This window comes from Streptomyces sp. NPDC030165 (assembly GCF_055573595.1).
The window spans coordinates 52983-75762 of sequence record NZ_JBVIBD010000014.1 but is presented as its reverse complement, the minus strand read 5'-3'; the positions used below and the strand labels follow the sequence as shown (position 1 = coordinate 75762).

The following is a 22780-nucleotide window of genomic DNA, read 5'->3' as shown; positions in this document are numbered from 1 at the left end:
GCGCCCGTACGCCGCTGGGTACGTACGCCGCCGTGCGCGCCGGATGTCGCCGTGCGCGCCGGATGTCGCCGTGCGCGCCGGGTGGGCGGCCGGACCGCGCCCCGCGCCGTATATTCGGCCCTGTCGTCGCATATGCCCCGAAGCGGGCGGCGGTGACCGGACCGGAGGAACGGCAACGTCGGGAGAGACCGTGGAGATCATCGCGTTCGGCGTGCAGACGGACGAGCGGCCGCTCTTGGCCAAGGCCTTCGCCGGCCGCCACCAGGTCCGCTGCCTCGACGTCTTCCTCAACCGCGACACCGCCCCGATCGCCGCGGGCTACGAGGTCGTCAGCGTCAGCGTCAACGCCGACCTGTGCGCCGAGGTGATCCAGGAGCTGGCGGCGGGCGGCACGAAGATGATCGCCCAGCGCGCCACCGGCTACAACAACATCGATCTGGAGGCCGCGGCCGACCTCGGGGTGACCGTCGGCCGGGTCTCCCACTACTCGCCGTTCTCGGTCGCGGAGTTCGCCTGGGGCCTGGCCATGGCCGTCAACCGCCGCATCGTCCGGGCCGCCAACCGCACCCGTAACTTCGACTTCCGCCTCGACGGGCTGATGGGCCGCGACCTGCACGGCCGTACCGTCGGTGTGCTCGGCACCGGCAAGATCGGCGAGGCGTTCACCCGGATCGCCCACGGCTTCGGGATGAACCTGCTGGGCTGGGACATCGCCGAGAACCCCTGCTGCACCGAGCTGGGCATGGAGTACGTCGGCCAGGACCGGCTGTTCGCCGAGTCGGACCTGATCAGCCTGCACGTGCCGCTGATGGAGTCGACCCGCCACCTCATCGACGCCGCCGCGCTGGCCGCCATGAAGGACGACGCGATCCTGGTCAACTCCAGCCGCGGCGGCCTCGTCGACACCGCGGCACTCGTGGAGACCCTCAAGGCCGGCCGGCTCGCCGGGGTCGGCCTGGACGTCTACGAGGAGGAGGCCGGGCTCTTCTTCTTCGACAAGTCCCTCGAAGTCATCCACGACGACACCCTCGCCCGCCTGATGACCTTCGGGAACGTGCTGGTCACCTCGCACCAGGCGTACTTCACCGAGGACGCGGTCGGCCAGATCGTCGACGCCACCGTACGCAACGTCGAGGACTACCTGGCCGGCCGCACCAACGAGAACCTCCTGGTCACACCAGGACAGCGGCCAGCAGCTGCGCGGTGACCGCCGCCCCGTCCAGCGTCAGCACCGACTCCGGGTGGAACTGGACCCCCGCGAACCCGGGGCCGCGCAGCGCGTGCACCTCGCCGGAGCCCGCGTCCCGGCTCAGCTCGACCCGGTGCATGGCCAGTTCGGCCACCGCCGCCTCGTCGCAGCGGGCCGTGAAGGTGTTGTAGAAACCGACGGTCTCCGGGCGGCCGAAGAAGTCGATACGCTCCTGCGCGCCCTGGAACGGCACCTCCTTGCGCACGATCTCCAGACCCAGCTCCGCGGCGATCAGCTCGTGGCCCAGGCAGACGCCGAGCAGGCCGTGCCGGTGGTCACGGACCAGCTCCGCGGTCAGCGCGCGCAGCAGCCGCATCTTCGGATCGGCGGCGTCCGACGGGTCGCCGGGGCCGGGACCGAGCACGACCGGCCCCTCGTGGGCCGCCGCGGCCGCCCGCAGCCCCGGCTCGTCGTACCGGCGCACGGTCACCGTCAGCCCCGAGGTGCGCAGCAGGTGCGCCAGCATCGCGGTGAAGGTGTCCTCCGCGTCGATCACCAGCGCGTGGCCGGACAGCGCGGCGACCGGCGCGCTGCTCTGCATCCGCAGCCAGAAGGGCGCGAGGTCCGCGCGGCGGGCGTCGAGTGCGGCGCGCACCCGCGGGTCGTCGGCCAGCCGCGGCCGTCCGGCGGCCTCCCCGGTACGGGCCGGCGCGGGGCGCACGCCGAGCGCGGTCAGCACCCCGGCGGCCTTGGCGTGCGTCTCGGCGACCTCGGCGCGCGGGTCGGAGGACCGTACGAGCGTGGCGCCGGCGGCCACCCGCAGCCCGCCGTCCGCGTCGATGTCCGCCGTACGGATCAGGATCGGCGAGTCCAGCGTCTGCGCGCCGCCCGCGTCCCGCCCGATCAGGGCCAGCGCCCCGGCGTAGTAGCCGCGCCCGCCCGCCTCGTGACGTTCGATCACCCGGCAGGCGTTCTGCACCGGCGAGCCGACGACGGTCGCCGCGAACATCGTCTCCTTCAGCACCTCGCGCACGTCGAGCGAGGAGCGTCCGCGCAGCTCGTACTCCGTGTGCGCGAGGTGCGCCATCTCCTTGAGGCGTGGGCCGATCACCACACCGCCCTTGTCGCCGACGGTGCACATCATCTTCAGCTCCTCGTCGACGACCATGGACAGCTCCTCCACCTCCTTGCGGTCGCCCAGGAACTCCAGCAGGTGCTCGGGGCTCGGCCCCTCGGCCGGGTAGCGGTAGGTGCCGCTGATCGGGTTCATCACGACCGTTCCGCCCGACATCCGTACGTGCACCTCGGGGCTGGCGCCGACCAGCGTGCGCACGCCCGGCCGGTGGACGACGTACGTCCAGTACGCGCCGCGCTCACCGGCCAGCAGCCGCCGGAACAGCGCCAGCGCGTCGGGCGCGCCGAAGCCGGGGATGCCGCCCTGGAAGGTGCGCCGGATGACGAAGTTGGCGCCCTCACCGGTGCCGATCTCGTCCCGCAGGACGCGCTCGACGATCTCTGCGTACACGTCGTCGGCGACGTCGAAGGCGCCGCCTTCCACCCGTACCTCGTGGGCGGGCAGTTCCGCCAGCACCTCGGCCAGCGGCAGCTCGTACGTCTCCTCCGGGCGCAGCACCGCCAGCGGCGTGCCGTCGTCACGCACGTCGAAGCCGCGCTCGCGGATCTGCCGGAACGGTACGAGCGCCAGCGCGTCGGTGACCGCCGCGCCGCCGTCCGGCGTGCCCTCGCCGAGCGGGATGCCGGCCAGCCGCGGCACCTCGGTCACCTCGCCGACCAGCACCTCGACGGTGTCGGCGGCGGGTCGGCCGGGCGTCCGGCGGTGCAGCAGGGCGAACGGCGGGCAGCCGGGGGAGAGCAGGCGTCGCAGGACGTCGGCGGTGGAGCGAGGCATGTCGGCGGTTCCTTCCGTGAGGGGAGGAACGGCCCGCACACCACGGAAGGCCGCCCCTCGGGCGGCCTTCGCGATGTCAGTGGGTACGCGCGATCAGTGGGCCGCCGGATGAGCGGTCCACCACCAGTTCATGTTCATGGCCGGTTGCGCGTGCATGCTCGTCACACTACCCGACCGCGGATGCCGCGGGGAGCGCCCCGAGGAAGGCGGTCAGCGCGGCGTTGAAGGCGGCGGGCTGTTCCAGGTTGGGCAGGTGGGCGGCGTCCTCGATGACGGTCAGGCGCGCGTCCGGTATGCGGGCGTGCAGGAACTCGGCGTCGGCGACCGGTGTGTAGGTGTCGTCGCGGCCGGTCAGGACGAGGGCAGGTACGGCGAGCCGGGCCAGCGACGCGGTGTAGTCGGGGCGTTCCGCGCGGCCGCGGAGCGCGGCGGCCGCGCCCTCGGGCGGCGTGCCGAGCATCATGCGCCGTACGTGTTCCGCGACGGCGGGCCGGGTGGCGACGGTGCGCGGCGAGACCATCTTGTCCAGGGCCTCTTCCGTGTAGCCGCGCATTCCTTCGCGCAGCAGCCGGTCGGCCATGGCGTTGCGGTTCCGGCGTCCTTCGGGGGTCTCGGCCTGGGCGAAGGTGTCCGCGAGGACGAGGGCGCGCAGCCGCTCCGGGAAGCGGCGGGCGCACTCCATGGCGATCTGGCCGCCCATGGACAGGCCGCCGAGGACGATCCGGTCCGTCACGTGCAGGTGGTCCAGGAGGGCGGCGAGGTCGGCCGCGAAGGTCTCCAGGGGTGTCGTGCCCGGTATGACCTGGGAGGCGCCGTAGCCGCGCAGGTCCGGTACGAGGACGCGGTGTCCCGCAGCGGCCAGCGCGGCGGTCTGCGGGGCCCACATCGTGTGGTCGAAGGGGTGCCCATGGACCAGAAGGATCGTTTCCCCGCCCACGCCTCCCGTGACGTCGCCGGTGTCTTGGTATGCGGTGGTGATGCCGTTGACGGCAGCTGTACGCAGCACAACTCGCCCCTGTTCGTCGGGTCCTGACGGCGGCCGGCCTGTTGACGGCTCGATGCTAGGGCGGGCATCATCTCAGTGCAATGAAAACATTGCACTCGGTGCAATGTCGGAGCGCGGCGGCACGACAGCCGGGAGGGCCCGTGGAGGACTACCAGCGCATCGCCGACGCGGTCGCGGCCGACATCGCCGCCGGGCGCCTCCGCCCCGGTGACCGGCTCGCCACCCAGCGCGCCTTCGCCCGCGCCCACGGCATCGCCAACTCCACCGCCGCCCGCGTCTACCGCGAACTGGCCCGCCGCGGGCTGACCGTCGGCGAGGTCGGCCGCGGCACGTACGTACGCGCCGCCCAGCACGCCCCCGGACCCGCGCTCGCCGAACCCGCCGACCCCGCCCGCCGCACCCGCGTCAACCTCGAACTCAATTACCCCGAGGTCCCCGGACAGGCCGCCCTCCTCGCCCGCGGCCTGGAGCCGCTGCTCCGCCCCGACGTGCTGAGCGCGGCCCTGGCCGTCGCCCCCGCCACCGGATCCGCGCCCGCCCGCGAGGCCTGCGCCGCCCTCCTCGCCCGCGCGGACTTCCGCCCCGACCCCGCCGGCCTGCTGTTCGCGGGCAACGGCCGGCAGGCCATCGCCGGCGCGCTCGCCGCACTGGTGCCGCCCGGCGGCCGCCTGGGCGTCGAGTCGCTCACGTACCCGCTGGTCAAGTCCGTCGCCACCCGCCTCGGCATCACCCTCGTCCCGCTGGCGGGCGACGTGTGCGGCCTGCGCCCGGACGCCGTACGGGCGGCCCACCGCAGCGCCTGCCTGCACGCCGTCTACCTCCAGCCGACGCTGCACAACCCGCTCGGCATCACCATGCCCGCCGGGCGCCGCGCCGAGCTGGCCGAGACGCTGCGCGCCCTGGACCTGTGGGCGGTCGAGGACGCCGTCTGGTCCTTCCTCCTCGACGCCGGCCGGCAGGCCGGCCTCCCGCCGCTGGCCGCCCTGGCCCCCGAGCGCACCCTCCTGGTCGACAGCCTCTCCAAGCGCCTGGCGCCCGGCCTGACCACCGGCCTGGTGCTGGCGCCGCCCCCGTACGCCGAGCGGGTCGCCGCCGCCCTGCGTTCCGGTGGCTGGACGGCCGGCGGCTTCGCCCTGAACGCCGCCGTCCGCTGGCTGCTCGACGGCGTGGTGACGACGGTCGTCGAGGCCAAGCGCCGGGACGCCGCCGACCGCCAGGCGCTGCTGCGCGAGCACCTCGCCGACTTCCGCGTACGGGCCGACCCGGCCTCGTACTTCGCCTGGTGGGAGCTGCCCGAAGGGTGGCGGGCCGAGACCTTCCTCGCGGCCGCCGCCCGGCACGGCATCGCCGTCACCCCGGCCGCCGCGTTCGCCGTCGGCCCGGAGGGCACGCACAGCGCCGCGCCCGCTCCCAACGCCGTGCGGGTCGCCCTGGCCGCCCCCGCCCCCGACGACCTGGCGTACGCGCTGAGCACCCTGGCCGCCGTCGCCCACGGCGCACCGGAGGACTTCGTACCGGACTGAGTCCCTCCCTTTCGCCGGGCGGGCCGTCGGAGTGGGACCTTCGTCTCACATCCCGGTCGGCGAGCTGGACCCCCGTCCGGACCCCGTAAAGTTGACGCGTGACCGTGAACGCTGAAATCCACGCCGGTGGCAACACCTGGCGAGACCTGCCCGCGGCGCAGCAGCCCGAATGGCCGGACCAAGAGGCTCTGCGCGATGTGATCGCGGAGCTGGAGTCCTATCCGCCGCTCGTCTTCGCCGGCGAGTGCGACCAGCTGCGCGAGCGCCTGGGAGCGGTCGCCCGGGGTGAGGCGTTCCTGCTCCAGGGCGGCGACTGCGCGGAAGCGTTCGACGCCGTCTCGGCCGAGCACATCCGCAACAAGCTCAAGACCCTGCTCCAGATGGGCGCGGTCCTCACGTACGCCGGGTCGGTCCCGGTCGTCAAGGTCGGCCGGATCGCGGGCCAGTACAGCAAGCCGCGCTCCAAGCCCACCGAGACCCGCGACGGCGTGACGCTGCCGACCTACCGCGGCGACTCCGTCAACGGCTTCGAGTTCACCGAGGCGGCCCGCATCCCGGACCCGCAGCGCCTGAAGCGGATGTACCACGCCTCCGCCGCGACGCTGAACCTCGTCCGGGCCTTCACCACCGGCGGCTACGCCGACCTGCGCCAGGTGCACGCCTGGAACCAGGACTTCGTGAAGTCCTCGCCGTCCGGGCAGCGCTACGAGGCGCTGGCGCGCGAGATCGACCGCGCGCTGAACTTCATGAACGCCTGCGGGGTGGACCCGGAGGAGTTCAAGACGGTCGAGTTCTACGCCTCCCACGAGGCGCTCGTCCTGGACTACGAGTCCGCGCTGACCCGCACGGACTCCCGTACCGGAAACCTGTACGACGTCTCGGGCCACATGGTCTGGATCGGTGAGCGCACCCGCCAACTGGACGGCGCGCACATCGAGTTCGCCTCCCGCATCCGCAACCCGATCGGCGTCAAGCTGGGCCCGACGACGACCGCCGAGGACGCGCTCACCCTCATCGAGCGCCTCGACCCGGAGCGCGAGCCGGGCCGGCTGACGTTCATCACCCGCATGGGCGCGGACAAGATCCGCGACAAGCTGCCCGAGCTGGTCGAGAAGGTCACCGCCACCGGCGCGCAGGTCGCCTGGATCTGCGACCCGATGCACGGCAACACCTTCGAGGCCGCCTCCGGGCACAAGACCCGGCGCTTCGACGACGTGCTGGACGAGGTCAAGGGCTTCTTCGAGGTGCACAAGAGCCTCGGTACGCACCCGGGCGGCATCCACGTCGAGCTGACCGGCGACGACGTCACCGAGTGCGTGGGCGGCGGCGACGAGATCTTCGTCGACGACCTGCACCAGCGCTACGAGACCGCTTGCGACCCGCGGCTCAACCGCAGCCAGTCGCTGGACCTGGCGTTCCTGGTGGCGGAGATGTACCGCGACCAGTAGGGCCGCGGGCCGGTGCGGCCGTACGCACACGCCGATGGGGCGCGGATCACAGGATTCGCGCCCCATCGCCGTTGTTACCGGACTTTCGTCCCGGGTAAGGTAAGGGTAACCTCACCGCGGAACAGGTCGACGGAGGTGACCCGCGTGTACGTCTGCTCATGCTTCGGCATCACGGAGCAGCAGGTCCGTGACCACGCGGAGTCCGGTGCCTGCACCCCGCGCCAGATCGCCTCCGCCTGCAAGGCCGGCACCGACTGCGGCGGCTGCGTCCGCCGTATCCAGGCGCTGCTCGGCCGGGGCGCGTGCCCCCGGCGCGAACTGATCGACCAGGGCGCGCCCGAACCGCTCGGCGCCGAGGCGCCCGACGGGACCGCCGCCGCGACGCCCGGCCCGTACGGCGTCGCGCCCCACGCGGTGCCGGACACGGTCCCCGGAGCCCTGCCGGAAGCAGCCTGAAGCGACCCCGGACACGGCGTGCCGGTCCGGTGTCCCGGTCCGTACGGGCCCGCTGAGGGAACGGTTCGCCGGAGTGACGGAACGATTCCCTGGAGCGGATCGCCTCAGCTGTCCGGCTGCTCGATCACCTGGGCGAGGTACAGCGGCTCACCGAGCTTCTCGATCAGGTCCAGCTGCGTGTCCAGGTAGTCGATGTGGTGCTCCTCGTCGGCCAGGATGCTCTCGAAGATGTTGGCCGAGGTGATGTCCCCCTTGGTCCGCATCACCTCGACACCCCGCTTGAGGCGGTCGATGGCCTCCACCTCGATCTGCCGGTCCGCCTGGAACATCTCGGTGACGGTCTGGCCCACCCGGACGTGGAAGAGCCGCTGGTAATTGGGCAGGCCGTCGAGGAAGAGGATGCGGTCCGTGAGGGTTTCCGCGTGCTTCATCTCGTCGAACGACTCGGCCCGGGTGTACTTGGCCAGCTTCGTCCAGCCGAAGTTCTCCTGCATCTTCGCGTGCAGGAAGTACTGGTTGATGGCGGTCAGCTCGGCGGTCAGCTGCTCGTTGAGGAATTCGATGACCTCGGGGTCGCCCTGCATGGCAGCGGGCTCCTTCCACGCGAGTACTGGCAGGTGCCGCGCATCCTTGCACCGTCGTGAGCTGGGCGTCCAGTAAGTGCACGCTTAGTACGAGTTGCCCGAATCGCTGTCGCCCTGGTCACCGGCACCCCTGGTGGTCTGACACCATGGAGACCATGGGTCAGCCCGAAAGCCGCGAAGCGGAGCATCCTCAGCTGCCTCCGGGGCAGCGACTGCAACGGGGATGGCCGGTCACGCACTACGGCCCGGTGCCGAAGTTCCGGCCCGAACGCTGGGAGTTCCGCGCTTTCGGGGCCACCGCGGACGGCGACAAGCGCTGCTGGACGCACGAGGAATTCTCCGCGCTGCCCCATACGACCGTCGTGGCCGACATGCACTGCGTCACGAAGTTCAGCATGCTCGGCGCCGAATGGGGCGGAATCTCCACCCGCACGATCCTCGACCTCGCGCCGCCGGCCCCGGATGTCACCCATGTGATGGTCTGGGCCGAATACGGGTTCAGCTCGAACCTCAAGCTCGCCGACTTCGCCGACGCCAAGTCCCTGTTCGCCACCCACCGCTCCGGCGAACTGCTCACCGCCGAGCACGGCTTCCCGGTCCGCCTGATCGTCCCGCACCTGTACGCCTGGAAAGGCCCCAAATGGGTGCGCGGCATCGAGTACATGACAGCGGACCGCCGCGGCTTCTGGGAAGAACGCGGCTACCACAACCTCGGCGACCCCTGGCGCGAACAGCGCTACTCCTACCAGGAGGAACCGGGGGACGGGCCGGAGCTGTAGCGCACCGGGCCGCCTCAGACGGCCGGGCTCCGCAGCTCCTTCAGGCGCGCCACGTCCGCCGCGTGGCCCTCCTTGCCGCCCGGGGTCTCGATCACCAGCGGTACGCCCAGGGTGGCCGGGTGGCGGAACAGCTCGCCGAACGGTTCGGCGCCGATGTGGCCGGTGCCGATGTTCTCGTGGCGGTCCTTGTGGGCGCCGACGACGTCCTTGGAGTCGTTGGCGTGGATCAGTTGCAGCCGGCCCTCGCCCACGGTGTCGACCAGCTCGTCCAGCAGCGCCTTCATCCCGCCGGGCGCCGCCATGTCGTGCCCGGCCGCGAAGGCGTGGCAGGTGTCCAGACAGACGCCCAGCTTCGGGTGCCGGTCCAGCGCGTCGAAGTACGGGCCCAGATCCTCCGCCAGCGCGCACAGTGAGGCGCCCTGGCCCGCCGTCGGCTCCAGCAGCAGCCACGGGTCGTCGTCGTGCGTCAGCTCCTCCAGCAACGGGCGCACCCGTTCGCGTACCTGCGCCAGGGCCTCGGCGCGGGGCCGCCCGCCGGTCGCCGAACCGGTGTGCACCACCACGCCCCGCGCGCCGATCGCCCGGCCGCGCAGCAGCGAGTGGCGCAGCGAGACGACGGACTTCTCGACGGTCTCCGCGGTGTGCGAGCCGAAGTTGATCAGGTAGGGGGCGTGCACGTACGCCGGGAGGGACTCCCGCTCGCACGCCTCCCGGAACGCCTCGTCCTGCTGCGGAGTGCCGGGCGGCGTCGCCCAGCCGCGCGGGTTGGCGACGAAGACCTGCACGGCCTCGCCGCCGATGTCCCGGGCGTACGGGATGCCGACCTTGGCCAGGCCGCCGGCCACCGGTACGTGGCCGCCGACCGGGTTGCGCTCACGGGCGGCCTGCGAAAGGTCCTGCGGAGAGACGTGCGGGGAGTCCTGCGGAGAAGGGGAGATGCTCACCCGTCAAGGGTGCCAGGTGCGGGGCGCCCGGTCCGGCGTGCGGGCGGGCGTCCTTGCTCACAGCGGACCCGGGGGCGTGGAGCACAGCGGACCCGGGAGGCGCGAAGCACAGCTGGGCCGGGGCGGCGTCCGGCGCGCCCCCCGTGGCTCACAGCACGCTCTCCAGCCGGATCGTGACCCTGCTGCCCTTCGCCGCCTGCTCACCGCCTGCCACCGACTGGCTCTCCACCTTGTCCTTCGGGAACAGGAACGGCTTCTTGACCTCGACCTCGAAGCCCGCGTCGGACAGCGCCCGCTTCGCGTCGGCGGCGTTCTTGCCCGTCACGTCCGGCACGGTGACCATCTCGGGGCCCTCGGAGAGCGTGAGCGTCACGGTGTCACCCCGGCCCAGCTTGCCGCCCTGCCCCGGCGACTGCCGGGCGACCTTGCCCTTGTCCTGCGGGGAGTGCACCGTCCTGTCCGCGATCTTCACCTCGAAGCCCGCGCCGCGCAGCGTCGCCTCCGCGTCCGCCCGGTCCCGGCCGGTCACGTCCGGTACGTCGACCTCGGCCCCGCGGCTGACCGTCAGCGCGACGGCGGTCTCCGGGCGGCGCTTGCTGCCCGCCGCCGGGTCGGTGCTGATCACCGACCCCTTGGCGACCTCGTCGGAGAACTCCTTGTGCACCGTGCCGACGGTCAGCCCCAGGTCGCGCAGCCTGCGCTTGGCGTCGGCGACCGGGGTGCCCGCCAGGTCGGGCACCTGGACGATCTCGGGGCCCTTGGACAGGGTGATGGTGACCGTGCCCGTACCGCGGATGCGCTTGCCGTTCTCCGGTTCGGTGGCCATGACGTGGCCGCGCTCCACGTTCGGGCTGAAGTCGCGCTCGACCCTCACCTCCAGGCCCTCGGCGCGCAGCGTCTGCTCCGCCTTCGCCTGGGTCATGTCCAGTACGGCCGGGACGGTGGTGAACTGCCCGGAGTTGATGTACCAGACGCCCGCGCCGACCACCAGCACGAGCAGCACGGCGGCGACCACCGAGACCGTCTTGCGCCGGGCCCGCAGCAGCCCCGCCCACGCCCCGGACCGCGGGGCGGCGGCCGCCGGGCGCAGCCGGGTGGTCCGCTCGGCCGCCGACGCCGGGTCCGGCGGCGGGGCCTCCAGCCTGCTGGTGTGGTGCAGCGGCTCCTCCAGCGGCAGCGGCGGCTGCACGGCGACCCGCGGCAGCACGCTCGTACGGTCCTCGGAGCCCGCCCCCGTGCCGCCCTGCGGCGCCTCGTTGGCCCGCGGCGGTACCGCGTCGAGCTGCGCGTCGGTCAGCTCGGCCCGTACCGTGCGCGTCTGCGCGAGCAGCGTCACCGCGTCCTGCGGGCGCAGCTCGGGGCGGCGCGCGGTGGCCGCGGCGACCAGGTCGTCCAGTTGCGGCGCCAGCTCGGGCGCGTACGTGGAAGGGGCCGGTACGTCCTCGTGCAGGTGCTGGTAGAGCACCTGGGCCGCGCTGCCGCCGGAGTGCGGCTTGCCGCCGGTCAGCATCTCGAACAGCACCACGCCGCAGGCGTACACGTCGGCGGGCGGGCCGGCCGTACCGTCCGTACTGTCTTCGATGCGCTCGGGCGCCAGGTAGGAGACCGTGCCCAGGACCGAGCCGGTCGAAGCGGTGGTGTTCGTGCCCACCGTCCGTACGAGGCCGAAGTCGGCGACCTTGACCCGGCCGTCGTCGCCGATCAGGACGTTCTCCGGCTTCATGTCGCGGTGCACCAGCCCGGCCCGGTGGGCGGCGCCCAGCGCGGCCAGGATCGGCTCCGCGATGTCCAGCGCGGCCCGCGGCTGCAGGGCGCCGCGCTCCCGCAGGACGTCGCGCAGCGTGCACCCGGCGACGTACTCCATGGCCAGGTACACGTACGTGCCGTCGGCGCCCTGGTCGTACATGCCCACCACGTTGGGGTGGTCGAGCCGGGCGGCGGACTTGGCCTCGCGGATGAAGCGGTCGACGAACGCGGCGTCGGCCGCCAGCGACGGGTGCATCACCTTCAGGGCGAGCACCCGGTCCAGCCGGGTGTCCAAGGCCCGGTAGACCGTGGCCATGCCGCCGGCGGCGACGCGCGCCTGCACCTGGTAGCGGCCGTCGAGCAGCTGCCCGACCAGGGGGTCCTGAAGGGTCGTATCCACGGCAGACGAGTCTACGAGCCGCCGCGGCGGTGCCGGACGCCCCGCCCGTGAACCCAGGGCCATTGCATCCGAACAGTGACAGGGCCGGTCCACCGGCGGGCCGGGATGTGCGGGATGCCCTTTTCGCGGGGCGGGCGACGGCCCTTTCGGGACGCCGCCCGCCGGGGAGTGAGGAGGCTGTCGTGCCCCGGAGGCCTCAGGGCTTCGTCAGACCGCTGAGCCTCGCCAGGCCGCCGCGCCTCAGAAGGCCGGGCGCTCCGGGTCCAGTGCGGCGACACCCTCCGTGGGCGAGGAGGCTTCCGCGTAGTGGCGGCGCGGGATGCGGCCCGCCCGGAACGCCAGCCGGCCGCCCTCGACCGCGTGCCGCATCGCCTCCGCCATCAGCACGGGCTCCTGCGCGCGGGTCACCGCCGACGCCAGCATCACCGCGGCGCAGCCCAGCTCCATGGCCAGGGCGGCGTCGGAGGCGGTGCCGGCGCCCGCGTCCAGGATCACCGGGACCCCGGCCCGCTCGGTGATCAGCTGGAAGTTGTGCGGGTTGCGGATGCCCAGCCCCGAACCGATGGGGGAGCCCAGCGGCATGATCGCGGCGCAGCCCACGTCCTCCAGCTTGCGGGCCAGCACCGGGTCGTCGTTGGTGTACGGCAGGACGGTGAAACCGTCGTCCACCAGGGTCTCGGCGGCGTCCAGCAGCTCGACGGGGTCGGGCAGCAGCGTGCGCTCGTCCGCGACCACCTCCAGCTTGACCCAGTCGGTGCCCAGCGCCTCCCGGGCCAGCCGGGCGGTGAGGACCGCCTCGCCCGCGGTGAAACAGCCCGCGGTGTTGGGCAGCACCCGGATGCCGTGCCGCTCCAGTACGGACAGCACCGAGCCCTGCACGGTCGGGTCCAGGCGGCGCATGGCGACCGTCGTCAGCTCCGTACCGGAGGCGAGCAGCGCCCGCTCCAGGACGTCGAGGCTGGGTGCCCCGCCCGTACCCATGATCAGGCGGGAGTCGAAGGTGGTGTCGGCGATGGTGAGGAGATCGTCGGCCATGACGTACGGATCAGCCTCCCTGGACTGCGGTGAGGACCTCGACGCGGTCGCCGTCGCCGAGCGCGGTGGCGGGCCACTGGCCGCGCGGCACCACGGCCTCGTTGACGGCGGCGGCCACGCCGGCGGGCGCCGTGGTCAGGCCGGCGACGAGCCGGTCCAGGGTGAGCCCGCCGGGGATCTCGCGGGGCTCGCCGTTCACGGAGACGGTGATGGGCGTGGTGACGGTCATACGGGCTGCTCCTGGGGGGCGGGGGAGGGGGCGGAGCCGGTCGGTGGCGGGGTGTCGGACGGCCGGGCGGGGCCGCCGGGCGGTTTCGGTGCGGAGCCGCCCGGTGCGGAGCCGTCCGGCGTGAAGCGGTCCGGGGTGAAGGGCCGGGCCTCCTCCGGCAGCGGGCCGCCGGCCAGCGCCGCCGCCATCACGTCGCCCGTGACGGGCGTCAGCAGTACCCCGTTGCGGTGGTGGCCGGTCGCCACCAGCAGGCCGGGCAGCGCGGTCGGGCCGAGCAGCGGCGCGTTGTCGGGCGAGCCGGGACGCAGTCCGGCGCGGGTCTCGACCAGGGGCAGTTCGGTGATGCCGGGGACCAGTTCGTGGGCGTCCCGCAGCAGTTCGTACACGCCGCCCGCGGTGACCGTGGTGTCCCAGCCCAGTTCCTCGCTGGTGGCGCCGACGACCAGCTCGCCGTTCTCGCGCGGCACGAGGTAGAGCGGGCCGCCGCGCACCACGGCCCGTACGGTGCGGGACAGAAACGGTACGCCGCCGGGCAGGCCGTCCGGCATCCGCAGCCGCAGCACCTGGCCCTTGACCGGGCGCACCGGCGGCAGCACGTCCTCCGGGACGCCCGCCAGCCGCCCGCTCCGGCTGCCCGCCGCGAGGACGACCTGTCCGGCCGCGATCCGGACGCCGCCGTCCAGCTCGGCGCCGGTGGCGCGGCCCCGCTCGACGGTCAGCCGCTCGGCGGCGGCACGGTGGAAGGCGACCCCGGCCCGCTCGCAGGCGGCGAGCAGCGCGGCGGCCAGCCGGCGCGGGTCGACCTGGTGGTCCCCGTCCACCCGCAGCCCGCCGCGCACGCCGGGCGCGAGCATCGGCTCCAGGCGCCGGCATTCGCGCCCGGTCAGCCACTCGGACTCCAGGCCGCTGCGGAGCTGGAGGGCGTGCAGGTCGCGCAGGTGGGCGCGGTCGTCGGCGTCCAGCGCGACGGCCAGGGTGCCGCACCGGCGGTACCCGAGGTCCAGGCCGCTCGCTTCCGTCAGTTCGGCGGCGAACTCCGGGTAACGGCGCGCGGAGGCGAGGTTGAGGCCGAGCAGCGTCTGCTCGCCGTAGTGCAGCTCGGTGACGGCGGCCAGCATCCCCGCCGCGACCTGGGCGGCGCCGCCGCCGGGCGCCGGGTCGGCGACGGCGGTACGCAGCCCGCGCCGGGCCGCCCGCCAGGCGGTGACCAGACCGATGATGCCGCCGCCGATGACGAGCACGTCCGGGCTGCCTCCGGGGGCGTCCGTCGCGGGCGGCTGCGGAGACGACGGTACCGAGGTCCGTACGGGTGGCTGAGCTGCTGACGGTACGGATGTCTGTGCAGGTGGATGCATGGGCGTCCAGCCCCTCCCTTCGCCGGCATGACCCGGATCAGGTTCGTACGGTCGGAGGCCGCGTCAGCCTCCCTCTCAGCCCGGTCGCGTCCGGGCTCCCGCGTGTGCGTTCACCGGCAACCCTAGTACGGGCCGCCGACGCCCCGTAAGGGAGCGCGGGGCGCGGGGGACGGCGTCGGCGGGTGACGGACCGTGACGTTGTGTCATAGATCTCGTTGCGCAGTGCTGCGGGTCGCGAGACACGCCGTCTTACAGTGATCGGGTGAGCGACCAGACCCAGTCCCAGGACCCTGACCGCGCGCGCCAGGACCGCGAACCCGCCGCCGAGCGGGCCGCCGAACGGGCCCGGCGCGCCGTCGTCGTCGGCGCCGGCCTGGCCGGCGTGCAGACCGCCGTCGCCCTGCGCGAACAGGGCTGGCGCGGCGGGATCACGGTGCTCGGCGACGAGCCGCACCGGCCCTACGACCGCCCGCCGCTGTCCAAGGCCGTCCTGCTCGGCAAGGCCGACGGGTCCACCTTCGACGTGGACTTCCAGGCACTCGGCATCGACCTGCTCCTGGGCCGGCGCGCCATAGGGCTCGCGGCCGCCTCGCGGGTGCTGGAGACCGACGCCGGGCCGCTGCCGTACGACCACCTGGTGATCGCCACCGGCGCCGAGCCGGTCACCCTGCCCGGCTGCGACGGACTGCCGGACGTGCACGTCCTGCGCACCCTCGACGACGCCGAGAGGCTGCGGTCCGTACTGACCGGGCAGCGCGAGGTCGTGGTCGTCGGCGCGGGCTGGATCGGCGCGGAGTTCACCACCGCGGCGCGCGAGGCGGGCTGCCGGGTGACGGTCGTCGAGGCGGCCGGCCGGCCGCTGGCCGGCGCGCTGCCCGCCGAGGTCGCCGCTCCCATGGCCGCCTGGTATGAGGACAGCGGCGCCCGGCTGCGGACCGGTGCCCGGGTCGCCACCGTCACCGAGGGCGCGGTGACGCTCACCGACGGCACGACGCTCACCGCCGACGCGGTCGTCGTAGGGATCGGCGCCCGGCCCGCGACCTCCTGGCTGGCCGGCTCCGGCATCGAGCTGTCGCCCGGGGACCGCTCCGTCCTGGCCGACGAGCGGCTGCGCACCTCGCTGCCCGACGTGTACGCGGTCGGCGACTGCGTCTCCTTCCCGTCCGCCCGCTACGGCAGCCGCCTGCTGGTCCACCACTGGGACAACGCCCTGCACGGGCCGCGCACGGTCGCCGCCACCATCGTGCGCGGCGCGGCGGAGGGACCGGTCTACGACCCGGTCCCGTACTTCTGGTCCGAGCAGTTCGGCCGCTTCGTGCAGTACGCCGGGCACCACGCCGGCGCCGACGAGACGGTGTGGCGCGGCGACCCGGAGAGCGCGGCCTGGTCGGTGATCTGGCTGCGCGAGGGCGTGCTCGTCGCGCTGCTGGCGGTCGGCCGGCCGCGCGACCTGGCCCAGGGGCGCAAGCTGATCGAGCGGGGCGCGGTGCTGGACCGGCGGCTTGCGGCGGACGCGTCCGTACCGCTGAAGTCGGCTGCGGTCTGAGGCGTTCTGAGGCGGGCCTGGGTGATCTGGGGCGGGCCTGAGGCGGTCCGGGGGCCGTCCCGGGTGCGGTCCGGGGCCGCGTCCACGGTCCGGTGGAGCGGTGCGGACGGCGGTGCGTTCGGGTGCCGTGGGCTGCGCCGATGGGGATGCCCCGCTACCGGCTGTCAGTGCGAGGTGGCAGGCTTGTCCCGTGACCGAGATTGACGCAAAGATCGATGGACTCGTCCCCGCCTGGCTCACCCTCCCCGACATCGCCGAGATGATCGGCGTCGAGGTGACGCGTGTGCGGCAGCTGGTGAAGGAGGGCCAGCTGATCGCGGTGCGCCGCGGCGAGAACCGTGCCCTGCATGTGCCGGCCGACTTCATCAAGGACGGCAAGGTCGTCAAGGGCCTCGTCGGGACGCTCACGCTCCTGCGGGACGACGGCTTCGTCGACGAGGAGATGCTGGAGTGGCTCTTCACCGCCGACGAGACCCTGCCCGGCACCCCCGCCCAGGCCCTGCGTGAGAACCGCGGTACGGAGGTGAAGCGCCGGGCGCAGGCGCTAGCCGTCTAGGGCCTGTCTCTCAGATCCCGCCTTGCCCGCGACGCCTGGCACGGCACCTCGCTGCGTTGTCGGACCATCCGAGTAGCCCACTACGAGGATGGTCCTCCGCCTTGCGATGCACCGCGCCGGACGCCGCGGGCACCGCCTCCGGCGGACGGCGCCATCCGAGAGACAGGCCCTAGGCGCCCGAACCGGCCGCGGGCGCGGGCGCGCGTCCGTACGCGCGCACGTCCGCAGCCGTATCGCCGTCGCGCCCGCACCCGCGGCCGCGACCGTCTTCGTACCACTGGCGTACGGGCCGGAAGGTCCGGCCCGTACGCCGCAGACCTGGGGGGGACCCGCCCGATGACCACCGCACGCCACGCCCTGTCCGACGCCCGGCTCTACCTGTGCACGGACGCCCGCAAGCGCCAGGGCGACCTCGCGCAGTTCCTGGACGCGGTGCTCGCGTCGGGTGTGGACGTCGTGCAGCTGCGCGACAAGGGCATGGAGGCGGCCGAGGAACTGGCCCACCTGGAGGTCTTCGCGGACGCCTGCCGCCGGCACGGCAAGCTGCTCGCGGTCAACGACCGCGCCGACGTCGCCCACGCCATCGGCTCCGACGTGCTGCACCTGGGCCAGGGCGACCTGCCGGTGCCCGCCGCCCGCGCCGTGCTCGGCGACGACGTGCTGATCGGCCGGTCCACCCACGCCGAGGCGGAGGTGGACGCCGCGCTGGCCGAGCCCGGCGTGGACTACTTCTGCACGGGCCCCTGCTGGCCCACCCCGACCAAGCCCGGCCGCCACGCCCCCGGTCTCGGCCTGGTCCGTTACGCCGCCGCGCGGCAGCCCGAGCGCCCCTGGTTCGCGATCGGCGGGATCGACGCGGCCAACCTGGACCAGGTGCTTCAGGCGGGCGCCCGCCGGGTGGTCGTCGTCCGGGCGATCACCGAGGCCGAGGACCCGGGGGCTGCGGCCGCCGGCCTGGCGAAGCGGGTGCGCGCCTACGGGGAGTGAGGCGGGCGCTCACGGTCGGGTGGGCGGGGCGTACTGCGGTCCCGAAGGCTCCGTACGGGCCGTCCGGGCCATACGCCGGTTCCGAGGAGGCCGTACGGCAGCCTCCGCGAGGCCGTCCGGACCGCTTCGCCGCAGGTCGTCTGGACGCGAGGTGGCCGGGCGGTGTCCAAGGCGTGGACCGGAACGCGGCTATCCGGGCATTTCACCGGAGCCGGTTGGTGTGCGCGGAGCCGGTGGATAATCTGCACGTATGGCCCTAGGCACAGCTTCCACCAGGACTGATCGCGCACGGACCGTGCGTGACCTGCTCGCTTCCGGCAAGCAGTCGTATTCGTTCGAGTTCGCCGCCCCGAAGACGGAGAAGGGCGAGCGGACGTTGTGGAACGCCATTCGCCGGATCGAGGCGGTCGCGCCGACCTTCGTCTCCGTGACGTACGGAGCGGGCGGCACCTCCCGCGAGGGCACGGTGCGCGCGACCGAGCGGATCGCCACCGACACCACTCTCACCCCGGTCGCCCACCTGACCGCCGTCAACCACTCCCTGGCCGACCTGCGCAACATCATCGGGCAGTACGCCGACGCCGGCATCCGCAACATGCTCGCGCTGCGCGGCGACCCGCCCGGCGACCCGATGGGCGACTGGGTCCGTCACCCCGAAGGCGTCCTGTACGCCGCCGAACTGGTCCGGCTCATCAAGGAGTCGGGCGACTTCTGTGTCGGCGTGGCGGCCTTCCCGGAGATGCACCCGCGCTCCACGGACTGGGACACCGACGTACGGCACTTCGTCGACAAGTGCCGGGCCGGCGCGGACTTCGCGATCACCCAGATGTTCTTCTACGCCGAGGACTATTTCCGGCTGCGCGACCGGGTCGCGGCGGCGGGTTGCGAGACGCCCATCATCCCGGAGATCATGCCGGTCACCAACGTCCGTCAGATCGAACGGTTCGCGCAGCTCAGCAATGCCGCCTTCCCGCCCGAGCTGGCCGAGCGCATCCTCGCCGTCAAGGACGACCCGGCGGCTGTACGCTCCATTGGCATCGAGTATGCGACGGAGCTGTGTGCGCGCTTGATGGCCGAGGGAAGTCCCGGGTTGCACTTCATTACCCTGAACCACTCCACGGCGACGCTGGAAATCTACGAGAATCTGGGTCTGCACCAGCAGTCCTGACGGCGGTTTGCCGCACCACGGCGGCCTGTGGGGCGGCGGAAGAGGGGCGTACATGGGCTGGGTGGTCCTCTACATCGCATTCGGCTGTGTCGCGCTCTGGCTCCTCGGCGAAGTGCTGCTCCAGTACAAGGCCCGGCTGCGGTGGCGGCTGCTGGCCTTCACCGGCTTCCTCGGAGTGGTCGTCGGTGTCGTCATCCCGTCGGTGATCGTCATAGCGGCGGGCGCCATCGCCTTCGCCGTGGGGCAGACCTACGTCACGCTCTCCTTCCGCAGCGGCTTCTCCGAAGGCTGGGCGCTGCGCGGCAAGCGGGGCGACGGCGGCAAGCGTGGCGACAGCCGGCGGCGCCGGGCCCGGGGCGGCGGCAGGGCCGCGGCCGCCGGGCCGACCCTCCGGGTCTCCGGTGTGGAGGCGGTCCCGGCCGCGCAGGGCGCGGGCAGCGGGGCAGCGGACGGCGGCACGCCGGCGGCCGGTACGGCCGTGTACGACGGCACGGACCCCTTCGCTCAGCAGGACGGCTTCCCGGCCTTCGAGGACGGCGGCTCCCAGGGCTCCCAGAGTTCTCAGGACGGTTACGGGGGTGGGGACTCGAACGAGGTGTACGCCCCGCAGCCGATCCCCGATGAGACCGGCCAGTACGGCATATACAGCTCCGACGCGCGCTCGCAGCAGCCCGGTTACGCCGCGTACGACGGATACGGCACGTACGGGCAGGACTCCTACGGATACGACGGTGGTTACGGCGCCGCCGCCCAGAGCGGGCAGGACGCTTATTCCGACCACTACAGCGCTTACGGCGCGGACCCGGGCCAGGGCGGCCAAGGCCAGGGCGGGCAGGCGCCTTACGCCGACCCGTACGCCGGGCCGCAGCAGTACGCCGGGCAGTACGACCCGTACGACCAGCCCGACGCCTTCGGGGGCACCCAGGGCTACCCGGCGCAGCAGTACACCGGCGTGCAGGACCCGTCGCAGGGCCCGCAGCCCTCCTACGGCGACACTCCGCCCGGCGGCGTGTGGGTCCCCCAGCAGCGCGGCAACGAACCCGACGCCGACCAGCCGTACCCGCCCTACCAGCCCCCGCAGAACCAGGGCTACGACGGGCAGCACTACCGCTACTGAACGGGCGGGCCGGGGCGCCACTCGACGGGCGAGCCGGGGGCACCACTGAACGGGCGGACCCGGGCGAGCGTCACTTGAACGGGCCGGCCCCGGGGGAGCACTGTTGAACGCGCCGGTCCGGGGAAGCACTGCCGAACCGGCGGACCCGCAAGAGCCGTCGGCTCACTCGGAGCCGCGCCAGTCGTCCCCGTTGACGATCAGGCCCGCGACGAGGGCGCCCGACATCCCGGCGTGCGCCAGCCCGCCGCCCGGGTGCGTCCAGCCGCCGACCGCGTAGAGCCCCGGTATGCGGGTGCGGTTGGCGGGGCGCAGGAAGCGGCCGCCGGCACCGGCCAGCGCCGGGCCCGGCACCGACGCACCTTCGGCGGGCGGCAGCACGGCGCGCCACAGCACCCGCTCCCGCAGCCCCGGTACCGCCGCCTCGGCGGCCGCCACCAGCCGGTCGGCGGCCGCCGCCTGCGCGGCCGTCTCCTCACCGGGCCCGGGGACCTCGTCGTGCGCCGCGCCGGGCGGCAGGGCCAGGTCTCCGTACGGCGCGACCGCGGCGCTCAGCGTCACGGCCTCGTGGCCGTCGTCGGGCCGCGACGCCGGGTCGTCCGGGCGCAGCACCGTCACCGTCGGCCGGTCGCACAGCGCACCCGGGCCCGCCCCGAAGAGCGTGGCCAACTCCGCCGCCCGGTCGGCCGCGTGGACCACCGTGCGGTGCGCCGCGTCCGCCGGGCGGGGGCCGCGCAGGGCGAGGGCGACCGTGAACCGTCCCGGTGTCCGGCGGTGCGCCTCGGTGTCGGGCCGTACGTCGTCCGTGCCCCACGGCTCCGCGCCCTTCAGCAGCGCCGTCAGCCGGCCGGGAGTCACGCCCGCGACGACCGTGTCCGCCTCGACGCACCCGCCGTCGCGCAGCTCCACGCCCGCCGCCCGGCCGTCCGCCTCGACGATGCGCGTCACCTCGGCGCCGAAGGTGAACCCCACCTTGCGCGCCAGGCAGCGCTCGTACAGCGCGTCGGCCAGCGCCCGGATGCCGCCGCGCGGATACCAACTTCCGAAAGTCTGCTCCATGTACGGCAGGACGGCGGCGCTCGCGGGAGCGGTGCGCGGGTCGAAACCGTACGCCAGGGCGTAGCTCTCCAGGAGGGCGGTCAGCCGGGGGTCCTTCAGCTCGTGCGCGGCGACCTCGGCGAGGGAGGCGTCCGCCACCGGCTTGCGGCGCCCGAACAGCCCGCGCCGGGGCAGCGCCGGATACGGCTCGCGCCCGAGCACCTGCCAGTCGGGCCACAGCGGCTCCTCCAGCAGCGGCCGGCGCGTACGGTCCCAGGCGTCGCGGGCGCGGCCCAGGAACGCGCTCCAGCGCTCACCCGCGCCCGCGCCCAGCGCGCCGTCCAGCGCGGCGAGGACACCGGCCCGCGACGCGTTGGGCAGGGCGACGGCCGTGCCGTCGGCGAAGACATGGCGGGCGGCCGGGTCGACCTGGGACAGCTCGACGACGCTCTCCAGCGGCTCGCGGCCGGTCTTGACGAACAGGTCGCGGTAGACCGCGGGCAGATGCAGCAGCCCGGGGCCCGTGTCGAAGCCGAACCCCGCACGCTCGAAACGGCGCACCGCGCCGCCGTACGTCGCCTCACGTTCGTACACCGCCACCCGGTGGCCCGCGACGGCCAGCCGGGCGGCGGCCGCCATCGCGCCCATCCCGGCGCCGATCACCGCAATCCGTGCCATGCCTGCGACTTTATCCGGCACCACTGACAACGCCGCTGCCGCCCGGCTCCCGGCCCTGCGATCAGCCCTTCCGGGCTCAGGCCGTCGGCGTCCGGTCCCCGCGCGCCGCCGCCAGGTGCCGCTCCTCCCGCCGCTGCCGCCTGCGCCTCAGGAAGCGCCGCACCCGCGACCACAGGAACGCCACCAGCACGATCCCCGCGACCAGCAGCACACCGGCGATGACCGCCGCGGCCACCGGATGGAACACCGCGAAGACGACGATGCCCGCGACCCCGAGGTCCTCCAGGGTGCTCAGCACGAAGTTGCTGGCGGGCTCGGGCGAGGTGTTCACCGCCATCCGCGTACCCGCCTTGACCAGGTGGCTGACCAGCGCGCTGGTACCGCCCACCGCGCCCGCCGCCAGCTGCGGCAGCGACCCGTCGTGGCCCGCCAGCAGCGCCGCCACGACCCCGCCGGACACCGGACGGATCACCGTGTGCACGGCGTCCCAGACCGAGTCCACGTACGGGATCTTGTCGGCGACCGCCTCGCACAGGAAGAGCAGCCCCGCGACGATCAGCACATCGGTGCGCTGCAACGAGGCGGGCACCTCGTCGGCGGCTCCGGTGGCTCCGAGCACACCGAGGAGCAGCACGACGGCATAGGCGTTGATTCCGCTGGCCCAGCCGCTGGTGAAGACGAGAGGGAGTACCGACACGCACAGATCGTAACCAGCCGCTGCGCGCCGGTGCTCAGGTTTGAGTACGCGTACTCAGCCGCCGAGATGAGTAGGTACGCGGATGGGCCGCGACCTGCGCGGACGGAAGAGTGTGCAGCACGGAAGGGACGCCGGGCCGGCACCGCCGACACGGGGCGGCGGAACGGCACGGCAGCCCGGACGTGACGGGGGAGCACGGGGGAAGCAAGGGGGCTCCACGGGGGAAAGCACGGGGGTACGGGGCCCCACGGGGGAGGCGCTGTCCTGGACGGATCGCCGGGGGAACGATCCGGTCCGGGGCAGCGCGCCTGGTACGGACAGCGGGGGGGGGGGGGGGGGGGGGGGGGGGGGGGGGACGACACGCGCGACACCGCTAGAACACGCCGGAGAGCC

Annotated in this window: 20 protein-coding genes and 1 riboswitch; of the genes, 10 read left to right on the top strand and 10 right to left on the bottom strand. The window is 73.7% G+C overall.

Annotation, left to right across the window (positions count from 1 at the left end; translation table 11 throughout):
* Positions 1 to 190 precede the first annotated feature (190 nt).
* Positions 191 to 1207 (top strand): 2-hydroxyacid dehydrogenase, encoded by a 1017-nt coding sequence (locus ACZ4Z1_RS25240; protein ID WP_468488890.1) that lies wholly within the window; start codon positions 191 to 193, stop codon positions 1205 to 1207.
* On the opposite strand, the gene ACZ4Z1_RS25235 is transcribed toward ACZ4Z1_RS25240, so the two are convergent.
* Both ACZ4Z1_RS25235 and ACZ4Z1_RS25230 read right to left on the bottom strand, forming a co-directional pair.
* A complete protein-coding gene (locus tag ACZ4Z1_RS25235) occupies positions 1173 to 3098 on the bottom strand; it encodes an anthranilate synthase family protein (protein WP_468488889.1) in 1926 nt (641 codons plus the stop codon). The two genes, ACZ4Z1_RS25240 and ACZ4Z1_RS25235, sit on opposite strands and share 35 nt — an antisense overlap.
* 166 nt (positions 3099 to 3264) lie before the next feature.
* Positions 3265 to 4104 (bottom strand): alpha/beta fold hydrolase, encoded by an 840-nt coding sequence (locus ACZ4Z1_RS25230; protein WP_468488888.1) that lies wholly within the window; start codon positions 4102 to 4104, stop codon positions 3265 to 3267.
* A 140-nt stretch (positions 4105 to 4244) separates the two neighbouring features.
* On the opposite strand from ACZ4Z1_RS25230, the gene ACZ4Z1_RS25225 reads away from it, so the two are divergent.
* The 3 genes from ACZ4Z1_RS25225 (at position 4245) to ACZ4Z1_RS25215 (ending at position 7531) form a co-directional block, all read left to right on the top strand.
* Positions 4245 to 5627 (top strand): aminotransferase-like domain-containing protein, encoded by a 1383-nt coding sequence (locus ACZ4Z1_RS25225; protein WP_468488887.1) that lies wholly within the window; start codon positions 4245 to 4247, stop codon positions 5625 to 5627.
* 98 nt (positions 5628 to 5725) lie between these two features.
* Complete coding sequence (locus tag ACZ4Z1_RS25220) at positions 5726 to 7075, top strand: class II 3-deoxy-7-phosphoheptulonate synthase (RefSeq protein ID WP_468488886.1); 1350 nt, start codon at positions 5726 to 5728, stop codon at positions 7073 to 7075.
* A gap of 144 nt (positions 7076 to 7219) precedes the next feature.
* Positions 7220 to 7531, top strand: a complete 312-nt coding sequence (locus tag ACZ4Z1_RS25215; RefSeq protein ID WP_468488885.1) for a (2Fe-2S)-binding protein — start codon at positions 7220 to 7222, stop codon at positions 7529 to 7531.
* 104 nt (positions 7532 to 7635) lie between these two features.
* Here the strand turns inward: ACZ4Z1_RS25215 and bfr are convergent, their stop codons facing one another.
* On the bottom strand, positions 7636 to 8115 hold the full coding sequence (gene bfr / locus ACZ4Z1_RS25210) for a bacterioferritin (protein ID WP_468488884.1): 480 nt from the start codon (positions 8113 to 8115) through the stop codon (positions 7636 to 7638).
* A 155-nt stretch (positions 8116 to 8270) separates the two neighbouring features.
* On the opposite strand from bfr, the gene ACZ4Z1_RS25205 reads away from it, so the two are divergent.
* Positions 8271 to 8894 carry a sulfite oxidase-like oxidoreductase gene (locus ACZ4Z1_RS25205; RefSeq protein ID WP_468488883.1) on the top strand — a complete coding sequence of 208 codons (624 nt, stop codon included), beginning with the start codon at positions 8271 to 8273 and terminating at the stop codon, positions 8892 to 8894.
* A 14-nt stretch (positions 8895 to 8908) separates the two neighbouring features.
* Here ACZ4Z1_RS25205 and ACZ4Z1_RS25200 read toward each other — a convergent pair whose 3' ends face one another.
* From ACZ4Z1_RS25200 to thiO, 5 genes are all read right to left on the bottom strand, one after another.
* Positions 8909 to 9832, bottom strand: a complete 924-nt coding sequence (locus tag ACZ4Z1_RS25200) for a deoxyribonuclease IV (protein ID WP_468489030.1) — start codon at positions 9830 to 9832, stop codon at positions 8909 to 8911.
* 154 nt (positions 9833 to 9986) lie between these two features.
* A complete protein-coding gene (pknB, locus tag ACZ4Z1_RS25195) occupies positions 9987 to 11984 on the bottom strand; it encodes a Stk1 family PASTA domain-containing Ser/Thr kinase (RefSeq protein ID WP_468488882.1) in 1998 nt (665 codons plus the stop codon).
* A 240-nt stretch (positions 11985 to 12224) separates the two neighbouring features.
* A complete protein-coding gene (locus ACZ4Z1_RS25190; protein WP_468488881.1) occupies positions 12225 to 13019 on the bottom strand; it encodes a thiazole synthase in 795 nt (264 codons plus the stop codon).
* Positions 13020 to 13029: 10 nt separating this feature from the next.
* Entirely contained in the window at positions 13030 to 13248 is a 219-nt protein-coding gene (thiS, locus tag ACZ4Z1_RS25185) for a sulfur carrier protein ThiS (RefSeq protein ID WP_468488880.1), read from the bottom strand.
* On the bottom strand, positions 13245 to 14489 hold the full coding sequence (gene thiO / locus ACZ4Z1_RS25180; RefSeq protein WP_468488879.1) for a glycine oxidase ThiO: 1245 nt from the start codon (positions 14487 to 14489) through the stop codon (positions 13245 to 13247). The genes thiS and thiO overlap by 4 nt, the downstream gene beginning before the upstream one ends.
* Positions 14490 to 14600: 111 nt before the next feature.
* A riboswitch (TPP riboswitch) is annotated at positions 14601 to 14716 on the bottom strand.
* Between the two features lie 149 nt (positions 14717 to 14865).
* Between thiO and ACZ4Z1_RS25175 the strand changes: the two genes are divergently transcribed.
* The 5 genes from ACZ4Z1_RS25175 to ACZ4Z1_RS25155 all read left to right on the top strand — a co-directional run bounded on the left by ACZ4Z1_RS25175 (position 14866) and on the right by ACZ4Z1_RS25155 (position 19977).
* Positions 14866 to 16149, top strand: coding sequence for an NAD(P)/FAD-dependent oxidoreductase (locus ACZ4Z1_RS25175; protein WP_468488878.1), 1284 nt, complete (start codon positions 14866 to 14868; stop codon positions 16147 to 16149).
* 190 nt (positions 16150 to 16339) lie between these two features.
* Positions 16340 to 16705 (top strand): Rv2175c family DNA-binding protein, encoded by a 366-nt coding sequence (locus ACZ4Z1_RS25170; protein ID WP_073761961.1) that lies wholly within the window; start codon positions 16340 to 16342, stop codon positions 16703 to 16705.
* A 336-nt stretch (positions 16706 to 17041) separates the two neighbouring features.
* On the top strand, positions 17042 to 17692 hold the full coding sequence (thiE, locus tag ACZ4Z1_RS25165) for a thiamine phosphate synthase (RefSeq protein ID WP_468488877.1): 651 nt from the start codon (positions 17042 to 17044) through the stop codon (positions 17690 to 17692).
* A 250-nt stretch (positions 17693 to 17942) separates the two neighbouring features.
* A complete protein-coding gene (gene metF, locus ACZ4Z1_RS25160; RefSeq protein WP_468488876.1) occupies positions 17943 to 18860 on the top strand; it encodes a methylenetetrahydrofolate reductase [NAD(P)H] in 918 nt (305 codons plus the stop codon).
* 52 nt (positions 18861 to 18912) lie between these two features.
* The gene (locus ACZ4Z1_RS25155; RefSeq protein ID WP_468488875.1) at positions 18913 to 19977 is read left to right on the top strand and encodes a hypothetical protein; all 1065 of its coding nucleotides are present in this window, start codon (positions 18913 to 18915) and stop codon (positions 19975 to 19977) included.
* Between the two features lie 162 nt (positions 19978 to 20139).
* Here ACZ4Z1_RS25155 and ACZ4Z1_RS25150 read toward each other — a convergent pair whose 3' ends face one another.
* Positions 20140 to 21690, bottom strand: coding sequence for a phytoene desaturase family protein (locus tag ACZ4Z1_RS25150; protein ID WP_468488874.1), 1551 nt, complete (start codon positions 21688 to 21690; stop codon positions 20140 to 20142).
* A 76-nt stretch (positions 21691 to 21766) separates the two neighbouring features.
* Positions 21767 to 22387 carry a DUF4126 domain-containing protein gene (locus ACZ4Z1_RS25145; protein ID WP_468488873.1) on the bottom strand — a complete coding sequence of 207 codons (621 nt, stop codon included), beginning with the start codon at positions 22385 to 22387 and terminating at the stop codon, positions 21767 to 21769.
* Positions 22388 to 22780 lie beyond the last annotated feature (393 nt).

What these genes read in the sequence shown, in the direction of transcription:
- thiS (WP_468488880.1), bottom strand. Translation starts at nt 13,248, where the DNA reads ATGACCGTCACCACGCCCATCACCGTCTCCGTGAACGGCGAGCCCCGC.
- ACZ4Z1_RS25205 (WP_468488883.1), top strand. Translation starts at nt 8,271, where the DNA reads ATGGGTCAGCCCGAAAGCCGCGAAGCGGAGCATCCTCAGCTGCCTCCG.
- thiE (WP_468488877.1), top strand. Translation starts at nt 17,042, where the DNA reads ATGACCACCGCACGCCACGCCCTGTCCGACGCCCGGCTCTACCTGTGC.
- ACZ4Z1_RS25155 (WP_468488875.1), top strand. Translation starts at nt 18,913, where the DNA reads ATGGGCTGGGTGGTCCTCTACATCGCATTCGGCTGTGTCGCGCTCTGG.
- bfr (WP_468488884.1), bottom strand. Translation starts at nt 8,115, where the DNA reads ATGCAGGGCGACCCCGAGGTCATCGAATTCCTCAACGAGCAGCTGACC.
- metF (WP_468488876.1), top strand. Translation starts at nt 17,943, where the DNA reads ATGGCCCTAGGCACAGCTTCCACCAGGACTGATCGCGCACGGACCGTG.
- ACZ4Z1_RS25190 (WP_468488881.1), bottom strand. Translation starts at nt 13,019, where the DNA reads ATGGCCGACGATCTCCTCACCATCGCCGACACCACCTTCGACTCCCGC.
- ACZ4Z1_RS25150 (WP_468488874.1), bottom strand. Translation starts at nt 21,690, where the DNA reads ATGGCACGGATTGCGGTGATCGGCGCCGGGATGGGCGCGATGGCGGCC.
- ACZ4Z1_RS25235 (WP_468488889.1), bottom strand. Translation starts at nt 3,098, where the DNA reads ATGCCTCGCTCCACCGCCGACGTCCTGCGACGCCTGCTCTCCCCCGGC.